This window comes from Pseudomonas floridensis (genome assembly GCF_002087235.1).
Taxonomy (GTDB): Bacteria; Pseudomonadota; Gammaproteobacteria; order Pseudomonadales; family Pseudomonadaceae; genus Aquipseudomonas; species Aquipseudomonas floridensis.
This window is the reverse complement of record NZ_MUIO01000086.1, coordinates 1-22,556: the sequence shown is the minus strand read 5'-3', so window position 1 is coordinate 22,556 and position 22,556 is coordinate 1. Positions and strand designations below refer to the sequence as shown.

Genomic DNA, 22,556 nt, shown 5'->3' with positions numbered 1-22,556 from the left:
GGGATTACAGTTTCTTGGCTTTCTCGATCGCTTCTTCGATGCCGCCGACCATGTAGAACGCTTGTTCTGGCAGGTGGTCGTAGTCACCGTTGAGGATGCCTTTGAAGCCAGCAATGGTGTCTTTCAGGGAAACGTATTTACCCGAAGCACCGGTGAAGACTTCTGCCACGAAGAAAGGCTGGGACAGGAAGCGCTGGATCTTACGAGCACGGTTAACCAACTGCTTGTCGGTCTCCGACAGCTCGTCCATACCCAGGATCGCGATGATGTCTTTCAGCTCTTTGTAACGCTGCAACACGTACTGAACGCCGCGAGCGGTGTCGTAGTGTTCCTGGCCGATAACGTTCGGGTCCAGCTGGCGCGAGGTCGAATCCAGTGGATCGACCGCTGGGTAGATACCCAGGGAGGCGATGTCACGGGACAGTACGACGGTTGCGTCCAGGTGGGCAAACGTGGTCGCTGGCGACGGGTCGGTCAAGTCGTCCGCCGGTACGTATACCGCCTGGATCGAGGTGATCGAACCGTTCTTGGTCGAAGTGATGCGCTCTTGCAGAGTACCCATCTCTTCAGCCAGGGTCGGCTGGTAACCTACTGCCGAAGGCATACGGCCCAGGAGTGCGGATACTTCAGTACCGGCCAGTGTGTAACGGTAGATGTTGTCGACGAACAGCAGAACGTCGTTACCTTCGTCACGGAACTTCTCGGCCATGGTCAGGCCGGTCAGGGCTACGCGCAGACGGTTACCCGGCGGCTCGTTCATCTGGCCGTAGACCAGAGCAACCTTGTCCAGAACGTTGGAATCCTTCATCTCGTGGTAGAAGTCGTTACCCTCACGAGTACGCTCACCCACACCGGCGAACACGGAATAACCGCTGTGCTCGATGGCGATGTTACGGATCAGTTCCATCATGTTGACGGTCTTGCCGACACCGGCACCACCGAACAGACCGACTTTACCGCCTTTGGCGAACGGGCAGACCAGGTCGATAACCTTGATGCCGGTTTCCAGCAGGTCGTTGCCGCCCGCTTGCTCAGCGAAGGTTGGCGCAGGACGGTGAATGCCCCAGCGCTCTTCGGTGGCGATCGGACCCGCTTCGTCAATCGGGTTGCCCAGTACGTCCATGATCCGGCCCAGCGTCGCTTTACCGACCGGTACGGAGATGGCTGCGCCAGAGTCTGTCACTTCCAGACCACGCTTCAAGCCCTCGGTGGAGCCCATCGCAATGGTACGAACCACGCCGTCGCCCAGCTGCTGCTGAACTTCCAGGGTGGTTTCTGCCGCGCTTTGTACTTTCAGCGCGTTGTAGATACTCGGTACGCTATCGCGTGGGAATTCCACGTCGATCACGGCGCCGATGATTTGAACGATACGTCCGCTACTCATTAGCTGGTTCCTCTAATATTTGAACCGTTAAACCGCGGCAGCGCCGCCGACGATTTCCGAGATCTCTTGGGTGATCGCTGCCTGACGCGCCTTGTTGTAGATCAGCTGCAAATCGCTGATCAGATCACCGGCGTTGTCGGTGGCGTTCTTCATTGCAATCATCCGCGCCGCTTGTTCAGCTGCGTTGTTCTCGACCACCGCCTGGTACACCTGCGACTCAACGTAGCGAACCATCAAGCCATCGAGCAGCTCTTTGGCATCGGGTTCGTAGAGATAGTCCCAGTGGTGCTTGAGTTTCTGATCCGGGGTTGCCACCAGCGGAATCAACTGCTCCACCGTTGGCTGTTGCGTCATGGTGTTGATGAACTTGTTGGATACCACGGACAGGCGATCAATACGGCCATCCAGGTAGGCATCCAGCATCACCTTGACGCTGCCGATCAAGTCGTTGATCGACGGCTCTTCGCCCAGGTGGCTGATCGCAGCGACGACGTTACCGCCGAAGTTGCGGAAAAATGCCGCACCTTTGCTGCCAACCACGCACAGATCGATCTCTACGCCGTTTTCACGGTTTACCGCCATGTCCTTGACCAGAGCCTTGAACAGGTTGGTATTCAAGCCACCGCACAAACCACGGTCACTGCTCACTACGACATAACCGACACGCTTTACTTCGCGCTCGATCATGAACGGGTGGCGATATTCCGGGTTGGCGTTGGCAAGATGACCAATCACCTGGCGGATGCGCTCCGCGTAAGGACGGCTAGCAGCCATGCGCATTTGAGCCTTGCGCATTTTGCTGACCGCCACTTTTTCCATGGCGCTGGTGATCTTTTGCGTGCTTTTGATGCTCGCAATCTTGCTGCGAATCTCTTTTGCGCCTGCCATGTAACACCTATCAGGTTAGCAAGCGGGAGCCTTCCGGCCCCCGCTGCGGCTTACCAGGTTTGGGTGGCCTTGAACTTCTCGATACCGGCTTTCATGCCTGCATCGATTTCGTCATTGAAGTCACCCTTCACGTTGATCTTCGCCATCAAATCGGCGTGATCGCGGTTGAAGTAAGCAATCAGCGCTTGTTCAAAGCTGCCAATCTTGGCGATTTCGATGTCGGTCAGGAACCCACGCTCAGCGGCATACAGCGACAGCGCCATGTCAGCGATCGACATTGGTGCGTATTGCTTCTGCTTCATCAGCTCGGTAACGCGCTGACCATGCTCAAGTTGCTTACGGGTCGCTTCGTCCAGGTCAGAAGCGAACTGGGCAAATGCTGCCAGTTCACGGTACTGAGCCAGAGCGGTACGGATACCACCGGAGAGCTTCTTGATGATCTTGGTCTGAGCGGCACCACCCACACGGGATACCGAAACACCGGCGTTCACAGCTGGACGGATGCCAGAGTTGAACATGGCCGATTCCAGGAAGATCTGACCGTCGGTGATGGAAATCACGTTGGTCGGAACGAACGCGGAAACGTCGCCAGCCTGGGTTTCGATGATCGGCAATGCGGTCAGGGAGCCGGTTTTGCCGGTCACTGCGCCATTGGTGAACTTCTCTACGTACTCTTCGGAAACACGCGATGCGCGCTCCAGCAGACGGGAGTGGAGATAGAACACGTCACCTGGGTAGGCTTCACGGCCTGGTGGACGGCGCAGCAGCAGGGAAATCTGGCGGTAAGCCACTGCTTGCTTGGACAGATCGTCATAAACGATCAGCGCGTCTTCACCGCGGTCACGGAAGAACTCGCCCATGGTGCAACCCGAGTACGGTGCAAGGAACTGCAACGCAGCGGATTCGGAAGCACTTGCAGCCACGACGATGGTGTTAGCCAGTGCGCCGTTTTCTTCGAGCTTGCGAACCACGTTGGCGATGGTCGATTGTTTCTGACCGATTGCCACGTAGACGCAGAAGATGCCGCTGTCTTTCTGGTTGATGATCGCGTCGATGGCCAGAGCGGTCTTACCGATCTGACGGTCACCGATGATCAGCTCACGCTGGCCACGGCCGACTGGAATCATGGCATCGACAGCCTTGTAGCCAGTCTGTACAGGCTGGTCTACCGACTTACGCCAGATCACGCCTGGAGCAACTTTCTCGACCGCATCGGTCTCGGTGTTGTTCAGCGGACCTTTGCCGTCAACTGGGTTACCCAGTGCATCGACTACGCGACCCAGCAGTTCCTTACCAACCGGAACCTCCAGGATGCGGCCAGTGCACTTGGCGCTCATGCCTTCAGCCAGAGTCGTGTAAGCGCCCAGTACAACGGCACCCACGGAGTCTTGCTCAAGGTTCAGCGCCATACCGTAGACGCCGTCCGGAAACTCGATCATCTCGCCGTACATTACGTCGGCCAGACCGTGAATCCGCACGATACCGTCAGACACGCTGACGACTGTGCCTTCGTTACGGGCTTGGGAGGTTACATCGAGCTTCTCGATGCGACCCTTGATGATTTCACTTATTTCGGAAGGATTGAGTTGCTGCATTGCTCTGCTGCCCCTTCAAACTCAAGATTTCAATGCTTCGGCTAGTTGCGCGATCTTGCCGCGAACTGAGCCATCGATAACCAGGTCGCCGGCGCGGATTACGACACCACCGATAAGGGTGGCATCCTCCGCAGCATGCAGGCGCACTTCCCGGCCGAGCCGTGCACTGAGAACCTTGGCGAGTTTGTCTTGCTGATCTTGGTTCAATGCAAAAGCACTGGTGACATCCACATCGACCGATTTTTCCTGCTCGGCCTTGTACAGGTCGAACAGTTCGGCGATCTCCGGCAGAAGCGGGAGACGGTCGTTTTCAGCAACGACATGGATGAAATTCTGTGCCTTGGCATCGAACTTGTCGCCACACACTTCAATAAAAGTGGTGGCCTTTTGTGCGCTCGTCAGTCGCGGGGCCTTGAGCATGCGCTGCATGGTGTCGTCTTGCGACACCGCAGCAGCCAGGCCGAGCATGGCTGACCAATTGGCCAGTTGCTGGTGGGCCTGCGCGTGCTCGAAGGCCGCCTTAGCGTAAGGTCGGGCCAACGTGGTCAGTTCTGCCATGATCGCCCTCGCTTAAATTTCAGCAGCCAGTTTGTTAACCAGCTCCGCGTGCGCGTTTTGATCGATTGTGGCACCCAGGATCTTCTCTGCGCCATTGACTGCCAGGCTACCCAACTGGGCGCGCAAGGCGTCTTTGACACCGTTCAGTTCCTGCTCGATCTCGGCCTGAGCCTGAGCCTTCACACGGTCAGCTTCAACGCGAGCCTGTTCACGGGCTTCGTCGACAATCTGAGTACCGCGTTTCTTGGCTTGCTCAATGATTTCAGCTGCTTGAGCCTTAGCTTCGCGCAGTTGTTGACCCACTTTGTCTTGGGCCAGCTCCAGGTCGCGAGCTGCTCGGGAAGCAGCGTCCAGTCCATCCGCGATCTTCTTCTGACGTTCGTGCAAAGCCGCGATGACCGGAGGCCACACGAACTTCATGCAGAACAGCACAAAAATGAAGAACGCAACGGACTGGCCAATCAGGGTTGCATTAATGTTCACGCCAACACCTCGCTCGTTCGTTGTCCATCACACCAATCAACTCGAAAATTCGAGTGATCAGCCAGCGAGTTGACCAACGAAGGGGTTCGCAAAGGTGAAGAACAGAGCGATACCAACACCGATCATGGTCACGGCGTCGAGCAGGCCCGCAACGATGAACATTTTGACTTGCAGCATTGGAACCATTTCTGGCTGACGCGCTGCGCCTTCCAGGAACTTACCGCCCAACAGGCCGAAACCGATTGCAGTACCCAGTGCGCCCAGGCCGATCAACAGTGCAACAGCGATAGCGGTTAGACCAACTACAGTTTCCATCTTTCCTCCCGACTTTTACGTCGTATTGGTTAGGTTTTTTTAATTAAAGCGGTAAAACAAAATCGTTTCTTACATCAGCCCTTGCGGGCACCGTCTCGCGTTGCGAGACGGTCATCAGATACGTCGGAAGACGGATCTCAATGGTTATCTTCGTGAGCCATCGACAGGTAGACGATGGTCAGCATCATGAAGATGAACGCTTGCAGGGTGATGATCAGGATGTGGAACACAGCCCATGCCCATTGCAGAACAATGCCCAGGCCGCTCAGCCAGAGCAGACCGCTGCCGAACATGACGGCGATCAGGATGAAGACCAGCTCACCAGCATACATGTTGCCGAACAGACGCAGTGCCAGAGAAATCGGTTTGGCCACCAGAGTCACGAATTCGAGCAGGAAGTTGACCGGAATCAACAAAGCCTGAACGAAGATGTTCTTGCTGCCAAACGGGTGAAGGGTCAGTTCGCCGATGAAGCCGCCGATACCCTTGACCTTGATGCTGTAGAAAATGATCAGTGCGAAGACCGACAGGGCCATACCCAGCGTCGCGTTCGGGTCCGTGGTCGGAACCGCGCGGAACGGAATGTGCTCGTCGCCGGAGATCAGCATCGCCAGTTGAGGAATCCAGTCAACCGGTACCAGGTCGACCGCGTTCATCAGGAATACCCAGACGAAAATGGTCAGCGCCAGTGGTGCGATAACCGCGCTACGACCGTGGAAACTGTCTTTCACGCTGCCGTCGACGAATTCGACCAGCACTTCGACGAAGTTCTGCAGGGCGCCCGGCTGACCGGACGTTGCTTTCTTGGCCGCCATGCGGAAGATCAGAACGAAAATCAGACCCAACGCAACCGACCAGCCGAGCGTGTCGACGTGGAAAGCCCAGAAACCCATTTCCTTGGCTTCTGCTGCGGTGTGGGCAAAGCCCCATTCGCCATTGGGCAGGTGCCCGAATGTCAGGTTCTGCAAGTGGTGCTGGATATAGCCCGAAGCTGTTTGCTCTGCCATGGTTGCCTCAAACGCCCTAAGGTCTCGAAAGTCTTGTTCTCGTCAGCAGGGGAGCGAACCAGTTGACCACCTGGATCAACATGAACACTCCGAATACCGCCAGCGGTGCCAGCGGTTTTACGCCTGCAAACGTCAGTGCAAAAAGCACTGCCGTCAAAATAAGTTTGCCCGCCTCGCCGGCGTAGAACGACCTGACGATGGCTTGAGCGGCTCGGGCTCCGGAAAACCGAAACGCCTTGTGAGCGAAATATAAATTGGGCAGCCAGGCTATCAGGCCTCCGCAGAGCCCCGAGTATCCCGCTACGACTCCACGCCACTGCCACAGCGCCAAAGCGGCGATCAGCAGGACGATCAGTTGAGCCAGCAAAACCGGAAAAACCGCAAGGCGATGAAACGGCAAGCGGTCTGGCATGCGTGATTCCATCGCATCTGCTCCTTGGCTGTCGGTCGCCATCATCTGTAACTTGGCATAATTTGTGCCGACAAAATGCGCGCAGAGTATAGGGGCGGTTAAGCCCCTATTCAACAGTCAGGTAGTGATTTCCGACTATACGCTACAGAGCAATTGTTTCAGCGGATGTGAGCAAGCACACCTTGCAACTCGTCAAGCGAGTTGTAACGAATGACTAACTGCCCCTTTCCCTTCTGCCCGTGGCGTATCTGGACCGCGGACCCTAAACGCTCGGCCAGACGCTGTTCGAGTCGGCTGATATCGGGGTCGATCTTTGCCGGTTCCGCAGGTGTTTCCTTGCCACTCAACCACTGTCTGACCAGGGCCTCTGTCTGGCGTACGGTCAGCCCTCGTGCGACAACGTGTCGCGCCCCTTCCACCTGACGTTCTTCCGGCAGACCAAGCAGGGCACGTGCGTGGCCCATCTCCAGGTCGCCATGGGACAGCATTGTCTTGATCGCTTCCGGCAGCGCAATCAGGCGCAACAGGTTGGCCACGCTGACCCGGGACTTGCCGACGGCGTCGGCCACCTGCTGCTGGGTGAGCTGGAATTCCTGCTGCAGACGCTGCAACGCCATGGCTTCTTCGATGGGGTTCAGGTCTTCGCGCTGGATGTTCTCGATCAGCGCCATGGCGATCGCCGTTTCGTCCGGTACATCGCGAACCATCGCCGGAATCGTCTCGACGCCTGCCTGCTGACTCGCTCGCCAGCGTCGTTCGCCGGCAATGATCTCGAAGCGGTTGTCACCGATCGGACGAATCACGATCGGCTGCATCACGCCCTGGGACCTGATCGACTGCGCCAGCTCTTCGAGCGCCTGCGGGTCCATGTCGCGGCGCGGCTGGTACTTGCCACGCTGAATCATGTCCAGCGGCACATGCTGCAACTCGCGCTGTGGAGCCTTGATGGCCTGCTCTTCCAGCGAACTGACGGTTGGACTGCTCAGAAGTGCATCCAACCCACGTCCGAGACCTCGTTTCTTGACGGCCATGGGAATTCCTTAGGTTGGCTGAGCGGTTTTCGCGCCGCGACGTTGACGACGTACCAGCTCACTGGCAAGCGCCAGGTAGGCCAGCGCCCCCCGGGACGACTTGTCATAGGCCAGCACTGGCATGCCAAAGCTCGGAGCCTCGGCCAGTCTGATGTTTCTCGGAATCACGGTGTCGTAGAGCTGCTCGCCAAAGTGTTCCTTGAGCTGCGCCGAGACGTCGTTGATCAGGCTCAGACGCGGATCGTACATGGTACGCAGCAGGCCTTCGATCTTGAGCTGTGGGTTGAGCAATTCGCCGATACGTTTGATGTTATCCACAAGGTCACTCAGACCTTCAAGCGCGAAGTACTCGCACTGCATGGGGATAATTACGCCATCGGAGGCCACCAGGGCGTTGAGCGTGAGCATCGACAGCGAAGGCGGGCAGTCGATGAGAATGTAATCGTAATTTTCGCGGATCGGCGCCAGCGCATTGCGCAGACGGCTCTCTTTCATCTGCATTTCCAGCAGCACCACTTCGCCTGCGGTCAGGTCGCGGTTGGCCGGAAGTAGCTGGTAACCACCATGCTCGGAAAACTGCATCGCCTCGGCCAGATCGCACTCGCCGATCAGCAGGTCGTAGACGGAGTTCTCCAGGTTGTGTTTATCCACACCACTCCCCATGGTCGCATTGCCCTGGGGATCGAGATCGATCAACAGCACGCGTCGTTTGGTAGCAACCAGTGACGCGGCGAGGTTGATGCATGTGGTGGTCTTGCCGACCCCACCTTTCTGGTTCGCTATCGCGAATACCTTAGCCATTATCGCTTGTGTTCCCAATCATGCCGTGCGGCGCAGTATCAGCAGATGGCGTTGGCCTTGGCAACCTGGAACGGTCAAGGCTTGTGCGCTATCGAGGTGAAAATCCGAGGGCAATGCTACCAGTTCATCGGCAGGATGCAGCCCTTTCATCGCCAGCCAGCGTGTCTGAATGTCGCCCAGGTGGCGCGTCCACCCGGTGAAGTCTTCCAGACTGCTGAACGCACGGGAAATGATTCCGTTGAACGGCACCTCGGGCTGATAACTTTCAGCCCGACTGTGGATAACTTCGAGGTTATCCAGCTTCAGTTCCAGTTTGACCTGGGTTTGGAAACGGGTCTTTTTGCCATTGCTGTCCAGCAGCGTGACTTTCATCTGCGGAAACATGATCGCCAGCGGGATGCCCGGCATGCCGCCACCGCTGCCCACATCGAGCCAACGTTCACCGGGTTGGCCGCCTTCGACAAACGGCATCACGCTGAGACTGTCGAGCAAATGCCTGGACACCATTTCGTCGGGATTGCGCACAGCCGTGAGGTTGTACGCCTTGTTCCACTTGATCAACAGTGCCAGATACGCCAGCAGTAGTTCCTGCTGTACCGGTGTCAGCTCGATCCCCAGCGCTCGGGCACCTGTGGATAACTCGTCTGCGTGTTGCGGGGTGACCATAGAACTCAAGCGCTTTGCTCCAACTGACGGCCCGCGCCGCGTTTTTTCAGGTGAATCATTAATAGGGAAATCGCCGCCGGTGTGACGCCGGGAATACGCGAAGCCTGTCCGAGCGTCTCGGGACGAGTTATCCCCAGCTTGCTTTGAATTTCTTTCGACAGTCCGGAAATTCCGGCGTAGTCGATGTCTTCAGGCAGCCTGGTGTCTTCGCTGGCGCGCAGACGGGCGATCTCATCTTGCTGGCGGTCGATATAACCGGCGTATTTGGTCTTGATCTCGACCTGCTCGGCCACTTGCGGGTCGCTGCTCCCCTCTCCCGTGAGGGAAATCAAACTGGCGTAATCGACTTCCGGACGCGTCAGCAGGTTAAGCAGATTGTATTCGTGGGTCAGCGGCGTGCCGAAATGCGCGGCAATGGCATCGCCCTGCTCGGTCCCGGGACGAACCCAGGTACTTTTCAGACGTTGCTCTTCACGCTCAATGTTTTCGCGTTTGGTGCAGAAGGCAGCCCAACGCGTGTCATCGACCAGACCCAGCTCGCGACCTTTTTCAGTCAGGCGCAGGTCGGCGTTGTCTTCGCGCAGGATCAAGCGATATTCAGCACGCGAGGTGAACATCCGGTACGGTTCCTGGGTTCCCAGGGTGATCAGGTCGTCGACCAATACTCCGATGTACGCCTCGTCGCGGCGCGGGCACCAACTGTCGCGACCTTGCGCCCGCAATGCCGCGTTGGTCCCGGCCAGCAAACCTTGGGCCCCGGCTTCTTCGTAACCGGTTGTGCCATTGATCTGACCTGCGAAAAACAGGCCACCAATGACTTTGGTCTCGAGGCTGTACTTCAGATCGCGTGGGTCGAAGTAATCATATTCGATCGCATAGCCTGGGCGAACGATGTGCGCATTTTCCATACCGCGAATCGAGCGAACGATTTGCAACTGGACGTCGAACGGCAGCGAAGTGGAAATTCCGTTCGGGTACAGCTCATGGGTGGTCAGGCCTTCCGGTTCGATAAAGACCTGATGGCTTTCCTTGTCGGCAAAGCGGTGAATCTTGTCTTCGATCGACGGACAGTAACGCGGACCGATACCTTCGATCACCCCGGAATACATGGGCGAACGGTCAAGGTTGGATGCAATGATCTCGTGAGTCCGGGCGTTCGTGTGGGTAATCCAGCAACTCACTTGTGGCGGATGCTGTTCCTTGGAACCCAGGAACGACATGACCGGGATCGGCGTATCGCCCGGCTGCTCGGTCATCACCGAAAAATCGACGGAACGGCCATCGATGCGAGGCGGCGTACCGGTTTTCAGACGCCCCACCCGCAAAGGCAGTTCGCGCAATCGGCGAGCGAGCGCGATGGATGGCGGGTCACCGGCCCGGCCACCGGAATAGTTCTGCATACCAATGTGGATCAGACCGCCCAGGAACGTGCCTGTGGTCAACACAACCGAATCGGCCATGAAACGCAGGCCCATTTGGGTGACAACGCCGCGAACCTGATCCTGTTCGACGATCAGGTCGTCGCAGGATTGCTGAAATATCCACAGGTTCGGCTGGTTCTCCAGTGTCTCGCGGATCGCAGCCTTGTACAGAACACGGTCTGCCTGTGCACGCGTCGCACGCACTGCCGGGCCTTTACGGCTGTTCAGCACACGAAACTGAATGCCGCCTTTATCGGTGGCCATGGCCATCGCACCGCCGAGGGCGTCGATCTCCTTGACCAGATGGCTTTTGCCGATACCGCCGATCGCGGGGTTGCAGCTCATCTGGCCGAGGGTTTCCACGTTGTGCGTAAGCAGCAGGGTTTTGACACCCATGCGTGCCGACGCCAGTGCGGCCTCGGTACCGGCATGACCGCCACCGATGACGATCACTTCAAAACGGGAAGGGAAATCCACCACGCACCTCGTGCCTGTTGTCGATGGGAAATTGGGATAGCTGACAAGTATAGGGACTTACCCCACCTGAATGAAACCCGTTGCACAAAATTTAACCAACTGTGGAAAACTCGCGGATAAAGAAAATAAAAAGGAAAGAAAGTTTATAAAGCCTTGTTTTTATGTTTATTCTTACTGAGCATCCTTTCTGTGGATAGATCTCCACAAGCCTCTATATTCAATGTGTACAGAGATTCAAAAGGCTGTGATCAGGTGCCATTGAGGGGTTTGGATAACTGCCCTGAGCCTGTGGATTAAAGTGCACTTTGTCCACAGGCGGGTTTATCTTCAGTTTTTAACCCTGGTTATCAACCGAGCTAAAGGTCGGTTATGCACAGGGCTTAATCTACAGAAAAAGCTGAGATTGGCGGATTGGGGCAAGCCATACCTGTGAAAATCGAGATGTGACAAAGCCGCGGACATGATTTTTATCTGTCCGCCAGCCTGCCAAGTGAGTCGTTCGGATCGGTATCGAGGATTGAAACGAGGTTATCCCCAGGTGTGCACTGTGTCAGGTATCGGATTTCAAACGACCGGACGCGTTCTGAGGATCAGTTGCCCGTGGGCGACGCCCATCATCGGCTGTTACGTAAAGACGTACCTTGCACGATCATTGGGGAAGGGTGAACCGGGGACCAGGAAGGGCGCCGTGTGCGCCCTTCTCTTCAGTGACGTCTTGGCACTGCCACTACTTGCCGATGCAGAAGCTGGAAAAGATTCGGCCAAGCAGATCGTCCGAGCTGAAGGCGCCTGTGATCTCCCCCAGTGCCTGCTGGGCCTGACGCAGGTCCTCTGCCAGCAGTTCACCGGCGCCTGCAAGTGTCAGCTGAGCTCTGCCGTGCTCCAGCGAGTCACTGGCATGACGCAGGGCTTCAAGGTGACGCCGCCGCGCACTGAAGCTGCTTTCCGACGTTTGCTCATAACCCATGCAGGCCTTGAGGTGGTCACGCAGCAGTTCAAGTCCTTCTCCACCAGCCTTGGCGCTGAGGCTGATGGTGACATGGCCATCCTGACTGGTTTGCAGGCCGATGGCGTCGCCGCTCAGGTCAGACTTGTTGTGGATCAGCGTGACCTTGGCAGGATCTGGACGCCGCTCGAGAAACTCGGGCCATAGCGCAAAAGGATCGCTCGCTTCCGGGGCTGTAGCATCGACTACCAGCAGAATCCTGTCCGCTTCGCCAATGGCCTTGAGCGCACGCTGGACGCCAATCATCTCCACCTGATCCTGCGTGTCGCGTAACCCCGCTGTGTCGACCACGTGCAGCGGCATGCCATCAATGTGGATGTGTTCACGCAGCACATCGCGCGTAGTGCCGGCGATCTCGGTCACGATTGCTGCCTCGCGCCCAGCCAATGCGTTAAGCAGACTGGATTTGCCAGCGTTAGGTCGCCCTGCGATGACCACCGTCATACCGTCACGCAGCAGTGCACCCTGCCCCGCCTCGCGCAGTACTGTGGATAACTCAGCGCGTACGTCATCGAGCATGCTCAATACATGACCATCGGCAAGAAAATCGATTTCCTCCTCCGGAAAGTCGATGGCCGCCTCGACGTAGATACGAAGGCTGATCAATTTCTCGGTCAACTTATCCACACGCTGGGAAAATGCCCCCTGCAATGAGCGCAGCGCGTTGCGCGCAGCCTGTGCAGAACTCGCTTCGATCAGGTCGGCGATTGCTTCAGCCTGGGCTAGGTCCAGCTTGTCATTGAGGAACGCGCGTTCACTGAATTCTCCGGGCCGCGCCAAACGGCTCCCCAGTTCAAGACAGCGCTGCAGCAGCATATCCAGAACGATTGGACCACCATGCCCTTGCAGCTCCAGGACGTCTTCACCGGTGAAGGAGTTGGGACCGGGGAAAAACAGCGCAATCCCTTCGTCCAGCACCTGGCCCGATGCGTCGCTGAAAGGACCGTAATGGGCATAACGAGGTTTGGGTGTCCGGCCGATAATCGCGTGCGCCGCCTTGCTGGCCAGCGGACCCGAGATGCGGACAATGCCGACGCCACCACGGCCTTGAGCTGTGGCAATAGCGGCGATGGTTTCACGAGGGACGTTCATGGTCCGGCTCCTGGACAACTGACAGATAGCAAAACGCCCCACTAGGGGGCGCTTTGTAAAACTTATTCACAGGTTAGATCAGGCAGCTGCTTTCTTGGTAGCTGCTTCTATCTTGCGAGTGATGTAAGCCTGCTGCGCGATCGACAGCGTGTTGTTCACAACCCAGTACAGAACCAGACCGGCAGGGAACCACAGGAAGAAGAACGTGAAGATGATTGGCATCATTTTCATGACCTTGGCCTGCATCGGATCCGGCGGAGTCGGGTTCAGACGCTGCTGGATGAACATGGTCGCGCCCATGATGATCGGCAGAATAAAGAACGGGTCTTTGATCGACAGGTCGGTTATCCACAGGATCCACGGAGCCTGACGCATTTCCACGCTCTCTAGGAGTACCCAGTACAGCGAAAGGAAAACCGGCATCTGCACAAGAATCGGCAAGCATCCACCCAACGGGTTGATCTTCTCTTTCTTGTACAGCTCCATCATTGCCTGGGACATTTTCTGGCGATCGTCGCCATGTTGTTCCTTCAGCAACGCCAGTTTTGGCGCTACGGCGCGCATCCGGGCCATTGACTTGTAGCTGGCGGCCGAGAGCGGGAAGAACAGGCCTTTGATCAGCATCGTCAAAACGATGATCGACCAGCCCCAGTTACCCAGGATCGCGTGGATATGTTGCAGCAGCCAGAAGATAGGCTGGGCAATGAACCACAGGAAACCGTAGTCGACAGTCAGTTCAAGACCTGGGGATAACTCTTTGAGTACCGCCTGGCTTTTCGGACCTGCATACAGGGTGGCGGTGGTTTCGCCTTTGGCACCCGGCGCAACGGACAACGTCGGGCTGGTGAAGCCGATGATGTAGTTGCCCTGGCTGTCTTTACGGGTCTGAACCACGTTGCTCGCGTTGTGATCAGGAATCCACGCGGTCACGAAGTAGTGCTGCAGCCATGCAACCCAACCGCCTTGAACCGTTTCCTTGACCTGACCCTTGTCGATATCTTTCATCGACACTTTCTTGTAAGGCTCGGCCGCAGTCCACAGTGCTGCGCCCAGATAGGTAGCTGTACCGGTTGCGGTGGTCGACGATGGGTCGGAGCTGGCATCGCGTTTCAACTGCGCGAACAGGTTACCGGCCCAAGGCTGAGCGCTCTGGTTATCCACAACGTAGGTCACGACCAGGTCGTAAAGGCCACGTTTGAATGTGAAGCGCTTGATGTAGTTGACGCCGTTTTCGGAAAACTTCAGGTCAACGACCATATCGTTCTGGCCGTCAGCCAGTTGATAAGTCTTCTGCGCAGAGGTGTAAACCGGACGGCCGGTAGCTCGTGCATCCGGACCATTGGTGCCGGTCAGGCCACTTTGTGCCAGAAAAGTACGTTCACCGCCGTTATCGAACAGCTGAAAAGGAACGTCTGGACGATCCTGACGGCGCGGGTACAGAGGCAGACGAAGTTGAACGACGTCACCACCTACCGGATCGATCGCCAGATCGAGCACATCGGTCTTGACCTGAATGAGGTCTTTGCTGGCTACGGCCGGAGTCTCAAGAGGTGCCGCGGTATTGGTCGCGTTTGCGCTTGGAACATCGGCGCTGGCAGAACCATTATTACCGGCAGCCGTGTCCGGAATGCCCGGTGCGGTAGTGCTGGCTGCAACATTCTGGGTCGGCATGGCTGCCTGACCGTAGTCCTGGTTCCATTTCAGAACCCCGACGTAGGTCACGATTGCCAGGGCGACGATCAGGATCGTGCGTTTAATATCCATGATTACTCGGCCATCGAAGAAGAACGGGAGGTGGGGACAGGTGGAACCGGGTCATAACCACCGGGATTCCACGGATGACAGCGACCCAGGCGGCGCATTGCCAGCCAGCCGCCGCGCAAAAGGCCATGATTATCGATGGCTTCATACGCGTAGCAGGAGCAACTGGGGTAGAAACGACAGTGACTGGCCATCAGCGGGCTAATGGCATAGCGATAAAACTGGATCGGAACGAGTGCCAGTTTACGCATCGGGACTGTCCATCCCTGCAGGTTCGGTTTTTGGCTGAGGAACGGGCTGGCTGCGTGCCAGACGTTTCCAAAGCTTGCCAAAATGCTGAATCAGTTCAGGGTTTTCTACATCACCCAAACCTTTACGCGCGACGATAACGATATCCCAACCGACCAAACTGTCTTGGTGTTGGCGAAATGATTCGCGCATCAGGCGTTTCAAACGATTGCGCTCAACGGAAAGCTTGACGCTCTTTTTACCTATCACCAGCCCCAGGCGGGGATGATCCAGGTCGTTGTTGCGCGCAAGGAGCAGGAGATTTTTCCCCGGAACCTTGCCGGTAGGGGAGTCAAAGACTGCCTTGAAATGCCGGGGGGTCAGCAAACGCTTTTCCCGACTGAAGTCTCGACTCACCTCCTGTGCCGATTTATCAAACTGCCAGACGCTTACGGCCTTTGGCGCGACGACGCGACAGGACGGCACGGCCGTTTTTGGTGGCCATACGTGCACGGAAACCGTGGGTGCGGGCGCGCTTGATAGTGCTGGGTTGGAAAGTACGTTTCATGGCGTGTTACCTGGTTCGTCCACTACGGGCCGGAATGGCCCCCGTTTTAAGAGACCGGGGATTCTAGAGAAAGCGCGCCCGCAGGTCAATTTCCAACCAGCTTTTCTTCAATGACGTCTTATATGGGTCATTTGCCCGCTGCCAGGTACATCCGGCAGCGCCTTGACTGACCTGTTATAGAAATAAAAGGAAGAGAGTATTTAAAGCTTTTCTGTAATGCTTATAACTCTTACGTGGCGGATATCTGTGGATAAAACGCTAAGAGGCCCATTTGACCTGATGTATAGCGTTTCAAAAGGTTGTCCAGAAACGGTGCTGTGCCTGTGCTGTGACCTCGGAAAAGCTGTGCATGAAAAGGCTTCTTATCCACAGGCGTGTTATCCACAGAGTTTCGACCCGACTTATGCAAGGTGCTGAGGCCATCTTATCCACAGAGCTTATGCACATACCGTTCGTCGCGTCTGAACGTCCAGAATCAATGATTTATCGCGGACTGTTAGCAACCTACATGTGGATAAGTTTTCGCCGGATCGTTACAATGGCGGCTGTTTTTGCCTCACCGGCTTTCAACTAGGGGATGTCCGTGTCAGTGGAACTTTGGCAGCAGTGCGTGGAGCTTTTGCGCGATGAGCTGCCTGCCCAGCAATTCAACACTTGGATCCGTCCGCTACAGGTCGAAGCCGAAGGCGACGAGTTGCGTGTCTATGCACCAAACCGTTTCGTGCTTGACTGGGTAAACGAAAAATACCTCGGTCGTTTGCTCGAGCTGCTCGGCGAACATGGCCAAGGCATGGCGCCAGCGCTTTCCTTATTAATAGGCAGCAAGCGCAGCTCAGCGCCTCGAGCCGCACCGAATGCACCACTGGCCGCTGCTGCATCGCAAGCGTTGTCCGCCAATGCTGCCAACAGTGCGGCGGCACCCGCGCCCGCGGTTGCTGCTCCGGTTGCTCAAGCGGCTTCCCCCGCTCCCGTGCAGGATCCGGCTACCCAGAATGAGCCGTCGCGTGACAGCTTCGATCCGATGGCGGGTGCCAGTTCTCAACAGGCTCCAGCCCGGGCAGAACAACGCACTGTGCAGGTCGAGGGTGCGCTCAAGCACACCAGTTATCTGAACCGCACGTTCACGTTCGAGAACTTCGTCGAAGGTAAGTCCAACCAGCTGGCGCGCGCGGCCGCCTGGCAGGTTGCGGACAACCCCAAGCACGGCTACAACCCGCTGTTTCTGTATGGCGGCGTCGGCTTAGGTAAAACGCACTTGATGCATGCTGTGGGTAACCATCTGCTCAAGAAAAACCCCAATGCCAAGGTCGTTTACCTGCATTCGGAGCGTTTCGTGGCCGACATGGTCAAGGCACTGCAGCTCAACGCGATCAACGAGTTCAAGCGCTTCTACCGTTCGGTCGATGCGCTGCTCATCGATGACATTCAATTCTTTGCCCGCAAGGAACGTTCGCAGGAAGAATTCTTCCACACGTTCAACGCGCTGCTGGAAGGCGGACAACAGGTCATTTTGACCAGTGACCGCTATCCGAAAGAAATCGAGGGCCTTGAAGAGCGACTCAAGTCGCGCTTTGGCTGGGGCCTGACGGTGGCGGTCGAACCGCCAGAGCTTGAGACCCGTGTAGCGATCCTCATGAAGAAGGCAGACCAGGCAAAGGTCGATCTGCCCCATGACGCTGCGTTCTTCATCGCGCAACGCATTCGTTCCAACGTCCGTGAACTCGAGGGTGCGCTCAAGCGCGTCATCGCGCACTCGCACTTCATGGGACGTGACATCACGATCGAACTGATTCGTGAGTCGTTGAAAGACCTGCTCGCGCTCCAGGACAAGCTGGTCAGTGTGGATAACATCCAGCGCACCGTGGCCGAGTATTACAAGATCAAGATCTCCGATCTGTTGTCCAAGCGTCGTTCCCGTTCCGTCGCACGACCGAGGCAGGTCGCGATGGCGCTTTCCAAAGAGCTCACCAACCACAGTCTGCCGGAGATCGGCGATGTATTCGGTGGTCGGGACCATACGACCGTTCTGCACGCCTGTCGAAAGATCAACGAACTCAAGGAATCCGACGCGGATATCCGCGAGGACTACAAGAACCTGCTGCGAACTCTGACCACGTGATGACGCCAGTGCAGCTTATTAAGGCAAGGGACTAGACCATGCATTTCACCATTCAACGCGAAGCCCTGTTGAAACCCCTGCAACTGGTCGCCGGCGTGGTTGAACGCCGCCAGACCTTGCCGGTACTTTCCAACGTCCTGATGGTCGTCGAAGGCCAGCAGTTGTCCTTGACCGGTACCGACCTTGAAGTCGAACTGGTTGGCCGTGTACAGCTCGAAGAGCCCGCCGAGCCTGGGGAAATCACTGTCCCGGCGCGCAAGCTGATGGACATCTGCAAGAGTTTGCCCAACGACGCGCTGATCGACATCAAGGTCGATGATGCCAAGCTGGTGGTCAAAGCCGGTCGCAGCCGTTTCACGTTGTCCACACTGCCGGCGAATGATTTTCCTACAGTGGAAGAAGGTCCTGGCTCGCTGACGTTCCAGCTGGTGCAGAGCAAACTGCGTCGCCTGATCGAACGTACCAGCTTCGCGATGGCTCAGCAGGATGTTCGTTACTACCTCAATGGTATGTTGCTGGAAGTGAGCGCGGGTATCTTGCGTGCCGTTGCCACCGACGGTCACCGTCTGGCGATGTGCTCCATGACGGCCGACATTGAGCAGGCTGACCGCCATCAGGTGATCGTGCCACGCAAAGGCATTCTGGAAATGGCGCGTCTGCTGACAGAGCAGGACGGCATGGTCAGTATCGTCTTGGGCCAGCACCACATTCGTGCAACGACCGGTGAGTTCACCTTCACCTCCAAACTGGTTGACGGGAAATTCCCGGACTACGAGCGCGTGCTTCCGAAAGGTGGCGACAAGCTGGTACTGGGTGATCGTCAGGCGCTGCGTGAAGCGTTCAGCCGGACCGCGATTCTGTCCAACGAGAAGTACCGCGGCATTCGTCTGCAACTGGCCAACGGTCAATTGAAGATTCAGGCAAACAACCCAGAGCAGGAAGAAGCTGAAGAAGAGATCGGCGTTGAATACAACGGCGGTTCGCTGGAGATCGGTTTCAACGTGAGCTATCTGCTGGACGTACTGGGCGTCATGACCACCGAACAGGTGCGCCTGATTCTGTCCGACTCCAACAGCAGTGCGCTGGTCCAGGAATCGGACAACGACGACTCGGCCTACGTCGTCATGCCGATGCGCCTGTAACTCATGTCCAGCGCAACCTAGATGTCTCTCAGCCGCATCTCGGTCACCGGGGTGCGCAATCTGCACCCGGTGACCCTCTCCCCCTCCCCGCGTATCAATATCCTTTACGGTGCCAACGGCAGCGGCAAAACCAGCGTGCTGGAAGCCATCCATCTAATCGGTATCGCCCGCTCATTTCGCAGCAGCCGCCTGCTTCCCGTCATTCAATATGAGCAGCCGTCCTGTACCGTATTCGGGCAAGTTGAACTTGCGCAAGGCGGTCACAGCAGTCTCGGTGTTTCACGAGACAGGCAAGGCGAGTTCCAGATTCGAATCGATGGCCAGAATGCGCGAAGCGCGGCGCAACTCGCGGAAATCTTGCCCTTGCAGTTGATCAACCCGGATAGCTTCCGATTACTGGAAGGTGCTCCCAAGATACGCAGACAGTTTCTGGACTGGGGAGTGTTCCACGTGGAACCTCGTTTCATGGCGACTTGGCAACGCTTGCAGAAGGCCTTGAGGCAGCGAAACTCGTGGCTTCGGCATGGTACACTTGACGCCGCTTCGCAGGCGGCATGGGACCGAGAGTTGTGCCTGGCGAGTGATGAGATCGACGAGTACCGTCGAGCCTACATCAAGGCATTGAAGCCGGTTTTTGAGCAGACGTTGAGTGAACTCGTTGAACTCGACGGCTTGACCCTGAGCTACTACCGAGGATGGGACAAGGAAAAAGAGCTGAGCACGGTGCTCGCCTCCTCCCTGAATCGTGATCAGCAAATGGGCCATACCCAAGCCGGACCCCAACGCGCTGATTTGCGCCTTAGATTAGGCGCTCATAATGCTGCGGACATTTTGTCGCGTGGCCAACAGAAGTTGGTGGTTTGCGCATTGCGCATTGCTCAAGGACATTTGGTAAGCCAGGTCCGACGCGGACAATGTATTTATCTTGTCGATGATTTGCCGTCCGAACTGGATGACAACCATCGCCGAGCGCTTTGCCGTTTGCTGGAAGAATTACGCTGCCAGGTATTCATCACCTGTGTGGACCAAGAATTTTTGAGGGAAGGCTGGCAGACGGAAACGCCAGTCGCTTTGTTCCACGTGGAACAGGGCCGTATCACCCAGACCCACGACCATCGGGAGTGATTGCATGAGCGAAAACCAAACGTACGACTCGTCCAGCATTAAAGTGCTGAAAGGACTTGATGCCGTACGCAAGCGTCCCGGAATGTACATCGGTGATACAGACGACGGTAGCGGTCTGCATCACATGGTGTTCGAGGTGGTTGATAACTCGATCGACGAAGCATTGGCAGGCCACTGCGACGACATCAGTATCATCATCCACCCGGACGAATCGATCACCGTACGCGACAACGGTCGCGGTATTCCGGTAGACGTGCATAAAGAAGAAGGCGTGTCGGCAGCCGAGGTCATCATGACCGTGCTCCACGCCGGCGGTAAGTTTGACGACAACTCCTATAAGGTATCCGGTGGCCTGCACGGTGTGGGCGTCTCCGTGGTAAACGCCCTTTCTGAAATCCTGCTGCTGACGGTTCGCCGTAGCGGCAAGATTTGGGAGCAAACTTACGTTCATGGTGTTCCACAGGAACCGATGAAAATCGTAGGCGACAGCGACACCACAGGCACCCAGATTCACTTCAAGCCGTCTGCCGATACGTTCAAGAACATCCACTTCAGTTGGGACATTCTGGCCAAACGTATTCGTGAACTGTCGTTCCTCAACTCCGGCGTCGGCATCATGCTGAAGGATGAGCGCAGCGGTAAAGAGGAACTGTTCAAGTATGAAGGCGGCCTGCGTGCATTCGTTGAATACCTGAACACCAACAAGACGCCGGTCAACGAAGTGTTCCACTTCAACGTCCAGCGTGACGACGGTGTAGGTGTCGAGATCGCCTTGCAGTGGAACGACAGCTTCAATGAGAACCTGTTGTGCTTCACCAACAACATCCCGCAGCGCGATGGCGGTACTCACCTGGTGGGCTTCCGTTCAGCGCTGACGCGTAACCTGAACAACTACATCGAGCAGGAAGGTCTGGCCAAGAAGCACAAGGTCGCCACCACGGGTGACGACGCTCGCGAAGGTCTTACCGCGATCATCTCGGTAAAAGTGCCAGACCCCAAGTTCAGTTCGCAGACTAAAGACAAGCTGGTTTCGTCCGAAGTCAAAACCGCAGTCGAGCAAGAGATGGGTAAATACTTCTCTGACTTCCTGCTGGAAAACCCGAACGAAGCCAAGGCCGTCGTCGGCAAGATGATCGACGCTGCGCGCGCTCGTGAAGCTGCTCGCAAAGCCCGCGAGATGACTCGTCGAAAAGGCGCGCTGGATATCGCCGGGCTGCCAGGCAAACTGGCCGACTGCCAAGAGAAAGACCCTGCCCTCTCCGAACTGTACCTGGTGGAAGGGGACTCTGCTGGCGGATCAGCCAAGCAGGGGCGTAACCGTAAAACCCAGGCCATCCTGCCTCTGAAGGGCAAGATCCTGAACGTTGAGAAAGCGCGTTTCGACAAGATGATCTCTTCTCAGGAAGTGGGCACTCTGATCACCGCGCTAGGCTGTGGCATCGGCCGCGAAGAGTACAACATCGACAAGTTGCGTTATCACAACATCATCATCATGACCGATGCTGACGTCGATGGTTCTCACATCCGTACTCTGCTGCTGACCTTCTTCTTCCGTCAGTTGCCGGAGCTGATCGAGCGCGGCTACATCTACATCGCTCAGCCACCGCTGTACAAGGTCAAGAAAGGCAAGCAAGAGCAGTACATCAAAGACGACGACGCCATGGAAGAATACATGACCCAGTCGGCTCTGGAAGATGCCAGCCTGCACCTCAGCGAATCGGCACCGGGCATCTCTGGCGAAGCGCTGCAGCGCCTGGTCAACGACTTCCGTATGGTCATGAAGACGCTGAAGCGTCTGTCGCGCCTGTATCCTCAGGAACTGACCGAGCACTTCGTGTACCTGCCGCCAGTCACGCTGGAACAGCTCTCTGACCACGCTGCAATGCAGTCCTGGCTTGATCTGTTCGATGCACGTCTGCGTACCGGTGAGAAATCGGGTCTGGTTTACAAGGCGAGCCTGCGCGAAGACCGTGAACGTAATGTCTGGCTGCCAGAGGTCGAACTGATCTCCCACGGCCTGTCGAACTACGTCACCTTCAACCGCGACTTCTTCGGCAGTAACGATTACAAGACCGTGACTGCCCTGGGCCTGCAAATCAGCTCGTTGCTGGAAGAAGGCGCCTACGTGCAACGTGGCGAGCGCAAGAAGCAGGTCTCCGAGTTCAAAGACGCGCTTGCCTGGCTCATGGCAGAAAGCACCAAGCGCCACACCATCCAGCGATACAAAGGTCTGGGTGAGATGAACCCGGATCAGTTGTGGGAAACCACCATGGACCCAAGTGTGCGCCGCATGCTGAAAGTCACCATCGAAGACGCCATCGGCGCTGACCAGATCTTCAACACCCTGATGGGTGATGCGGTCGAGCCACGCCGTGACTTCATCGAGAGCAATGCGTTGGCGGTGTCTAACCTCGACTTCTGATGCAGATGAACGAGTGACCCAACAAAAAACCCGGCGATGCCGTAATGCTGTTCAC

General features: G+C 56.7%; 21 protein-coding genes. 4 read left to right on the top strand and 17 right to left on the bottom strand.

Translation table 11 applies throughout. The annotated features are described in order from the left end of the window. Window positions 1-4: 4 nt before the first annotated feature. The 17 genes from atpD to rpmH all read right to left on the bottom strand — a co-directional run bounded on the left by atpD (window position 5) and on the right by rpmH (window position 15,693). A complete protein-coding gene (gene atpD / locus BZK31_RS20675) occupies window positions 5-1,384 on the bottom strand; it encodes a F0F1 ATP synthase subunit beta (RefSeq protein WP_025996049.1) in 1,380 nt (459 codons plus the stop codon). A gap of 27 nt (window positions 1,385-1,411) precedes the next feature. Beyond that, on the bottom strand, window positions 1,412-2,272 hold the full coding sequence (gene atpG / locus BZK31_RS20670) for a F0F1 ATP synthase subunit gamma (RefSeq protein ID WP_024686633.1): 861 nt from the start codon (window positions 2,270-2,272) through the stop codon (window positions 1,412-1,414). A 50-nt stretch (window positions 2,273-2,322) separates the two neighbouring features. Next, entirely contained in the window at window positions 2,323-3,867 is a 1,545-nt protein-coding gene (atpA, locus tag BZK31_RS20665) for a F0F1 ATP synthase subunit alpha (protein ID WP_073172869.1), read from the bottom strand. Between the two features lie 21 nt (window positions 3,868-3,888). After that, the gene (locus BZK31_RS20660) at window positions 3,889-4,425 is read right to left on the bottom strand and encodes a F0F1 ATP synthase subunit delta (protein WP_083184971.1); all 537 of its coding nucleotides are present in this window, start codon (window positions 4,423-4,425) and stop codon (window positions 3,889-3,891) included. Between the two features lie 12 nt (window positions 4,426-4,437). Then, the gene (locus tag BZK31_RS20655; protein ID WP_004882440.1) at window positions 4,438-4,908 is read right to left on the bottom strand and encodes a F0F1 ATP synthase subunit B; all 471 of its coding nucleotides are present in this window, start codon (window positions 4,906-4,908) and stop codon (window positions 4,438-4,440) included. A 57-nt stretch (window positions 4,909-4,965) separates the two neighbouring features. Beyond that, window positions 4,966-5,223, bottom strand: a complete 258-nt coding sequence (gene atpE, locus BZK31_RS20650) for a F0F1 ATP synthase subunit C (protein ID WP_002555987.1) — start codon at window positions 5,221-5,223, stop codon at window positions 4,966-4,968. A gap of 137 nt (window positions 5,224-5,360) precedes the next feature. Beyond that, the gene (gene atpB / locus BZK31_RS20645) at window positions 5,361-6,230 is read right to left on the bottom strand and encodes a F0F1 ATP synthase subunit A (protein WP_004882441.1); all 870 of its coding nucleotides are present in this window, start codon (window positions 6,228-6,230) and stop codon (window positions 5,361-5,363) included. A gap of 16 nt (window positions 6,231-6,246) precedes the next feature. Next, window positions 6,247-6,654, bottom strand: coding sequence for a F0F1 ATP synthase subunit I (locus BZK31_RS20640; RefSeq protein WP_004882442.1), 408 nt, complete (start codon window positions 6,652-6,654; stop codon window positions 6,247-6,249). Window positions 6,655-6,800: 146 nt separating this feature from the next. Next, the gene (locus BZK31_RS20635; RefSeq protein ID WP_083184969.1) at window positions 6,801-7,673 is read right to left on the bottom strand and encodes a ParB/RepB/Spo0J family partition protein; all 873 of its coding nucleotides are present in this window, start codon (window positions 7,671-7,673) and stop codon (window positions 6,801-6,803) included. 9 nt (window positions 7,674-7,682) lie between these two features. Further along, window positions 7,683-8,474: a ParA family protein gene (locus BZK31_RS20630; protein ID WP_083184967.1), complete on the bottom strand. Its 792-nt coding sequence runs from the start codon at window positions 8,472-8,474 to the stop codon at window positions 7,683-7,685. Between the two features lie 18 nt (window positions 8,475-8,492). Then, the gene (gene rsmG, locus BZK31_RS20625) at window positions 8,493-9,149 is read right to left on the bottom strand and encodes a 16S rRNA (guanine(527)-N(7))-methyltransferase RsmG (RefSeq protein ID WP_083184965.1); all 657 of its coding nucleotides are present in this window, start codon (window positions 9,147-9,149) and stop codon (window positions 8,493-8,495) included. Continuing rightward, the gene (mnmG, locus tag BZK31_RS20620) at window positions 9,146-11,038 is read right to left on the bottom strand and encodes a tRNA uridine-5-carboxymethylaminomethyl(34) synthesis enzyme MnmG (protein WP_083184963.1); all 1,893 of its coding nucleotides are present in this window, start codon (window positions 11,036-11,038) and stop codon (window positions 9,146-9,148) included. The genes rsmG and mnmG overlap by 4 nt, the downstream gene beginning before the upstream one ends. 727 nt (window positions 11,039-11,765) lie before the next feature. Continuing rightward, window positions 11,766-13,136, bottom strand: a complete 1,371-nt coding sequence (mnmE, locus tag BZK31_RS20615; RefSeq protein WP_083184961.1) for a tRNA uridine-5-carboxymethylaminomethyl(34) synthesis GTPase MnmE — start codon at window positions 13,134-13,136, stop codon at window positions 11,766-11,768. Between the two features lie 78 nt (window positions 13,137-13,214). Continuing rightward, a complete protein-coding gene (gene yidC, locus BZK31_RS20610; protein WP_083184959.1) occupies window positions 13,215-14,900 on the bottom strand; it encodes a membrane protein insertase YidC in 1,686 nt (561 codons plus the stop codon). A gap of 2 nt (window positions 14,901-14,902) precedes the next feature. Further along, a complete protein-coding gene (gene yidD, locus BZK31_RS20605) occupies window positions 14,903-15,148 on the bottom strand; it encodes a membrane protein insertion efficiency factor YidD (RefSeq protein ID WP_004882449.1) in 246 nt (81 codons plus the stop codon). Then, entirely contained in the window at window positions 15,141-15,542 is a 402-nt protein-coding gene (rnpA, locus tag BZK31_RS20600) for a ribonuclease P protein component (protein ID WP_083184957.1), read from the bottom strand. The genes yidD and rnpA overlap by 8 nt, the downstream gene beginning before the upstream one ends. Before the next feature lie 16 nt (window positions 15,543-15,558). Continuing rightward, complete coding sequence (gene rpmH, locus BZK31_RS20595; protein ID WP_002551315.1) at window positions 15,559-15,693, bottom strand: 50S ribosomal protein L34; 135 nt, start codon at window positions 15,691-15,693, stop codon at window positions 15,559-15,561. A 583-nt stretch (window positions 15,694-16,276) separates the two neighbouring features. Between rpmH and dnaA the strand changes: the two genes are divergently transcribed. From dnaA to gyrB, 4 genes are read left to right on the top strand one after another with little or no spacing between them, the layout of a single operon-like run. Continuing rightward, on the top strand, window positions 16,277-17,812 hold the full coding sequence (dnaA, locus tag BZK31_RS20590) for a chromosomal replication initiator protein DnaA (RefSeq protein ID WP_083184988.1): 1,536 nt from the start codon (window positions 16,277-16,279) through the stop codon (window positions 17,810-17,812). Window positions 17,813-17,850: 38 nt separating this feature from the next. Beyond that, window positions 17,851-18,954 carry a DNA polymerase III subunit beta gene (dnaN, locus tag BZK31_RS20585; protein ID WP_083184955.1) on the top strand — a complete coding sequence of 368 codons (1,104 nt, stop codon included), beginning with the start codon at window positions 17,851-17,853 and terminating at the stop codon, window positions 18,952-18,954. Between the two features lie 21 nt (window positions 18,955-18,975). Beyond that, a complete protein-coding gene (gene recF, locus BZK31_RS20580; protein ID WP_083184953.1) occupies window positions 18,976-20,079 on the top strand; it encodes a DNA replication/repair protein RecF in 1,104 nt (367 codons plus the stop codon). A 4-nt stretch (window positions 20,080-20,083) separates the two neighbouring features. Beyond that, window positions 20,084-22,501, top strand: coding sequence for a DNA topoisomerase (ATP-hydrolyzing) subunit B (gene gyrB / locus BZK31_RS20575; RefSeq protein ID WP_083184951.1), 2,418 nt, complete (start codon window positions 20,084-20,086; stop codon window positions 22,499-22,501). Window positions 22,502-22,556 lie beyond the last annotated feature (55 nt).

Bases quoted from the DNA above. Each gene is read 5' to 3' on its own strand.
- BZK31_RS20660 (WP_083184971.1), bottom strand. From the start codon at position 4,425: ATGGCAGAACTGACCACGTTGGCCCGACCTTACGCTAAGGCGGCCTTC.
- atpB (WP_004882441.1), bottom strand. From the start codon at position 6,230: ATGGCAGAGCAAACAGCTTCGGGCTATATCCAGCACCACTTGCAGAAC.
- mnmE (WP_083184961.1), bottom strand. From the start codon at position 13,136: ATGAACGTCCCTCGTGAAACCATCGCCGCTATTGCCACAGCTCAAGGC.
- dnaN (WP_083184955.1), top strand. From the start codon at position 17,851: ATGCATTTCACCATTCAACGCGAAGCCCTGTTGAAACCCCTGCAACTG.
- BZK31_RS20635 (WP_083184969.1), bottom strand. From the start codon at position 7,673: ATGGCCGTCAAGAAACGAGGTCTCGGACGTGGGTTGGATGCACTTCTG.
- yidC (WP_083184959.1), bottom strand. From the start codon at position 14,900: ATGGATATTAAACGCACGATCCTGATCGTCGCCCTGGCAATCGTGACC.
- atpD (WP_025996049.1), bottom strand. From the start codon at position 1,384: ATGAGTAGCGGACGTATCGTTCAAATCATCGGCGCCGTGATCGACGTG.
- rpmH (WP_002551315.1), bottom strand. From the start codon at position 15,693: ATGAAACGTACTTTCCAACCCAGCACTATCAAGCGCGCCCGCACCCAC.
- yidD (WP_004882449.1), bottom strand. From the start codon at position 15,148: ATGCGTAAACTGGCACTCGTTCCGATCCAGTTTTATCGCTATGCCATT.
- atpA (WP_073172869.1), bottom strand. From the start codon at position 3,867: ATGCAGCAACTCAATCCTTCCGAAATAAGTGAAATCATCAAGGGTCGC.
- recF (WP_083184953.1), top strand. From the start codon at position 18,976: ATGTCTCTCAGCCGCATCTCGGTCACCGGGGTGCGCAATCTGCACCCG.
- gyrB (WP_083184951.1), top strand. From the start codon at position 20,084: ATGAGCGAAAACCAAACGTACGACTCGTCCAGCATTAAAGTGCTGAAA.
- atpG (WP_024686633.1), bottom strand. From the start codon at position 2,272: ATGGCAGGCGCAAAAGAGATTCGCAGCAAGATTGCGAGCATCAAAAGC.
- BZK31_RS20630 (WP_083184967.1), bottom strand. From the start codon at position 8,474: ATGGCTAAGGTATTCGCGATAGCGAACCAGAAAGGTGGGGTCGGCAAG.
- atpE (WP_002555987.1), bottom strand. From the start codon at position 5,223: ATGGAAACTGTAGTTGGTCTAACCGCTATCGCTGTTGCACTGTTGATC.
- BZK31_RS20640 (WP_004882442.1), bottom strand. From the start codon at position 6,654: ATGGAATCACGCATGCCAGACCGCTTGCCGTTTCATCGCCTTGCGGTT.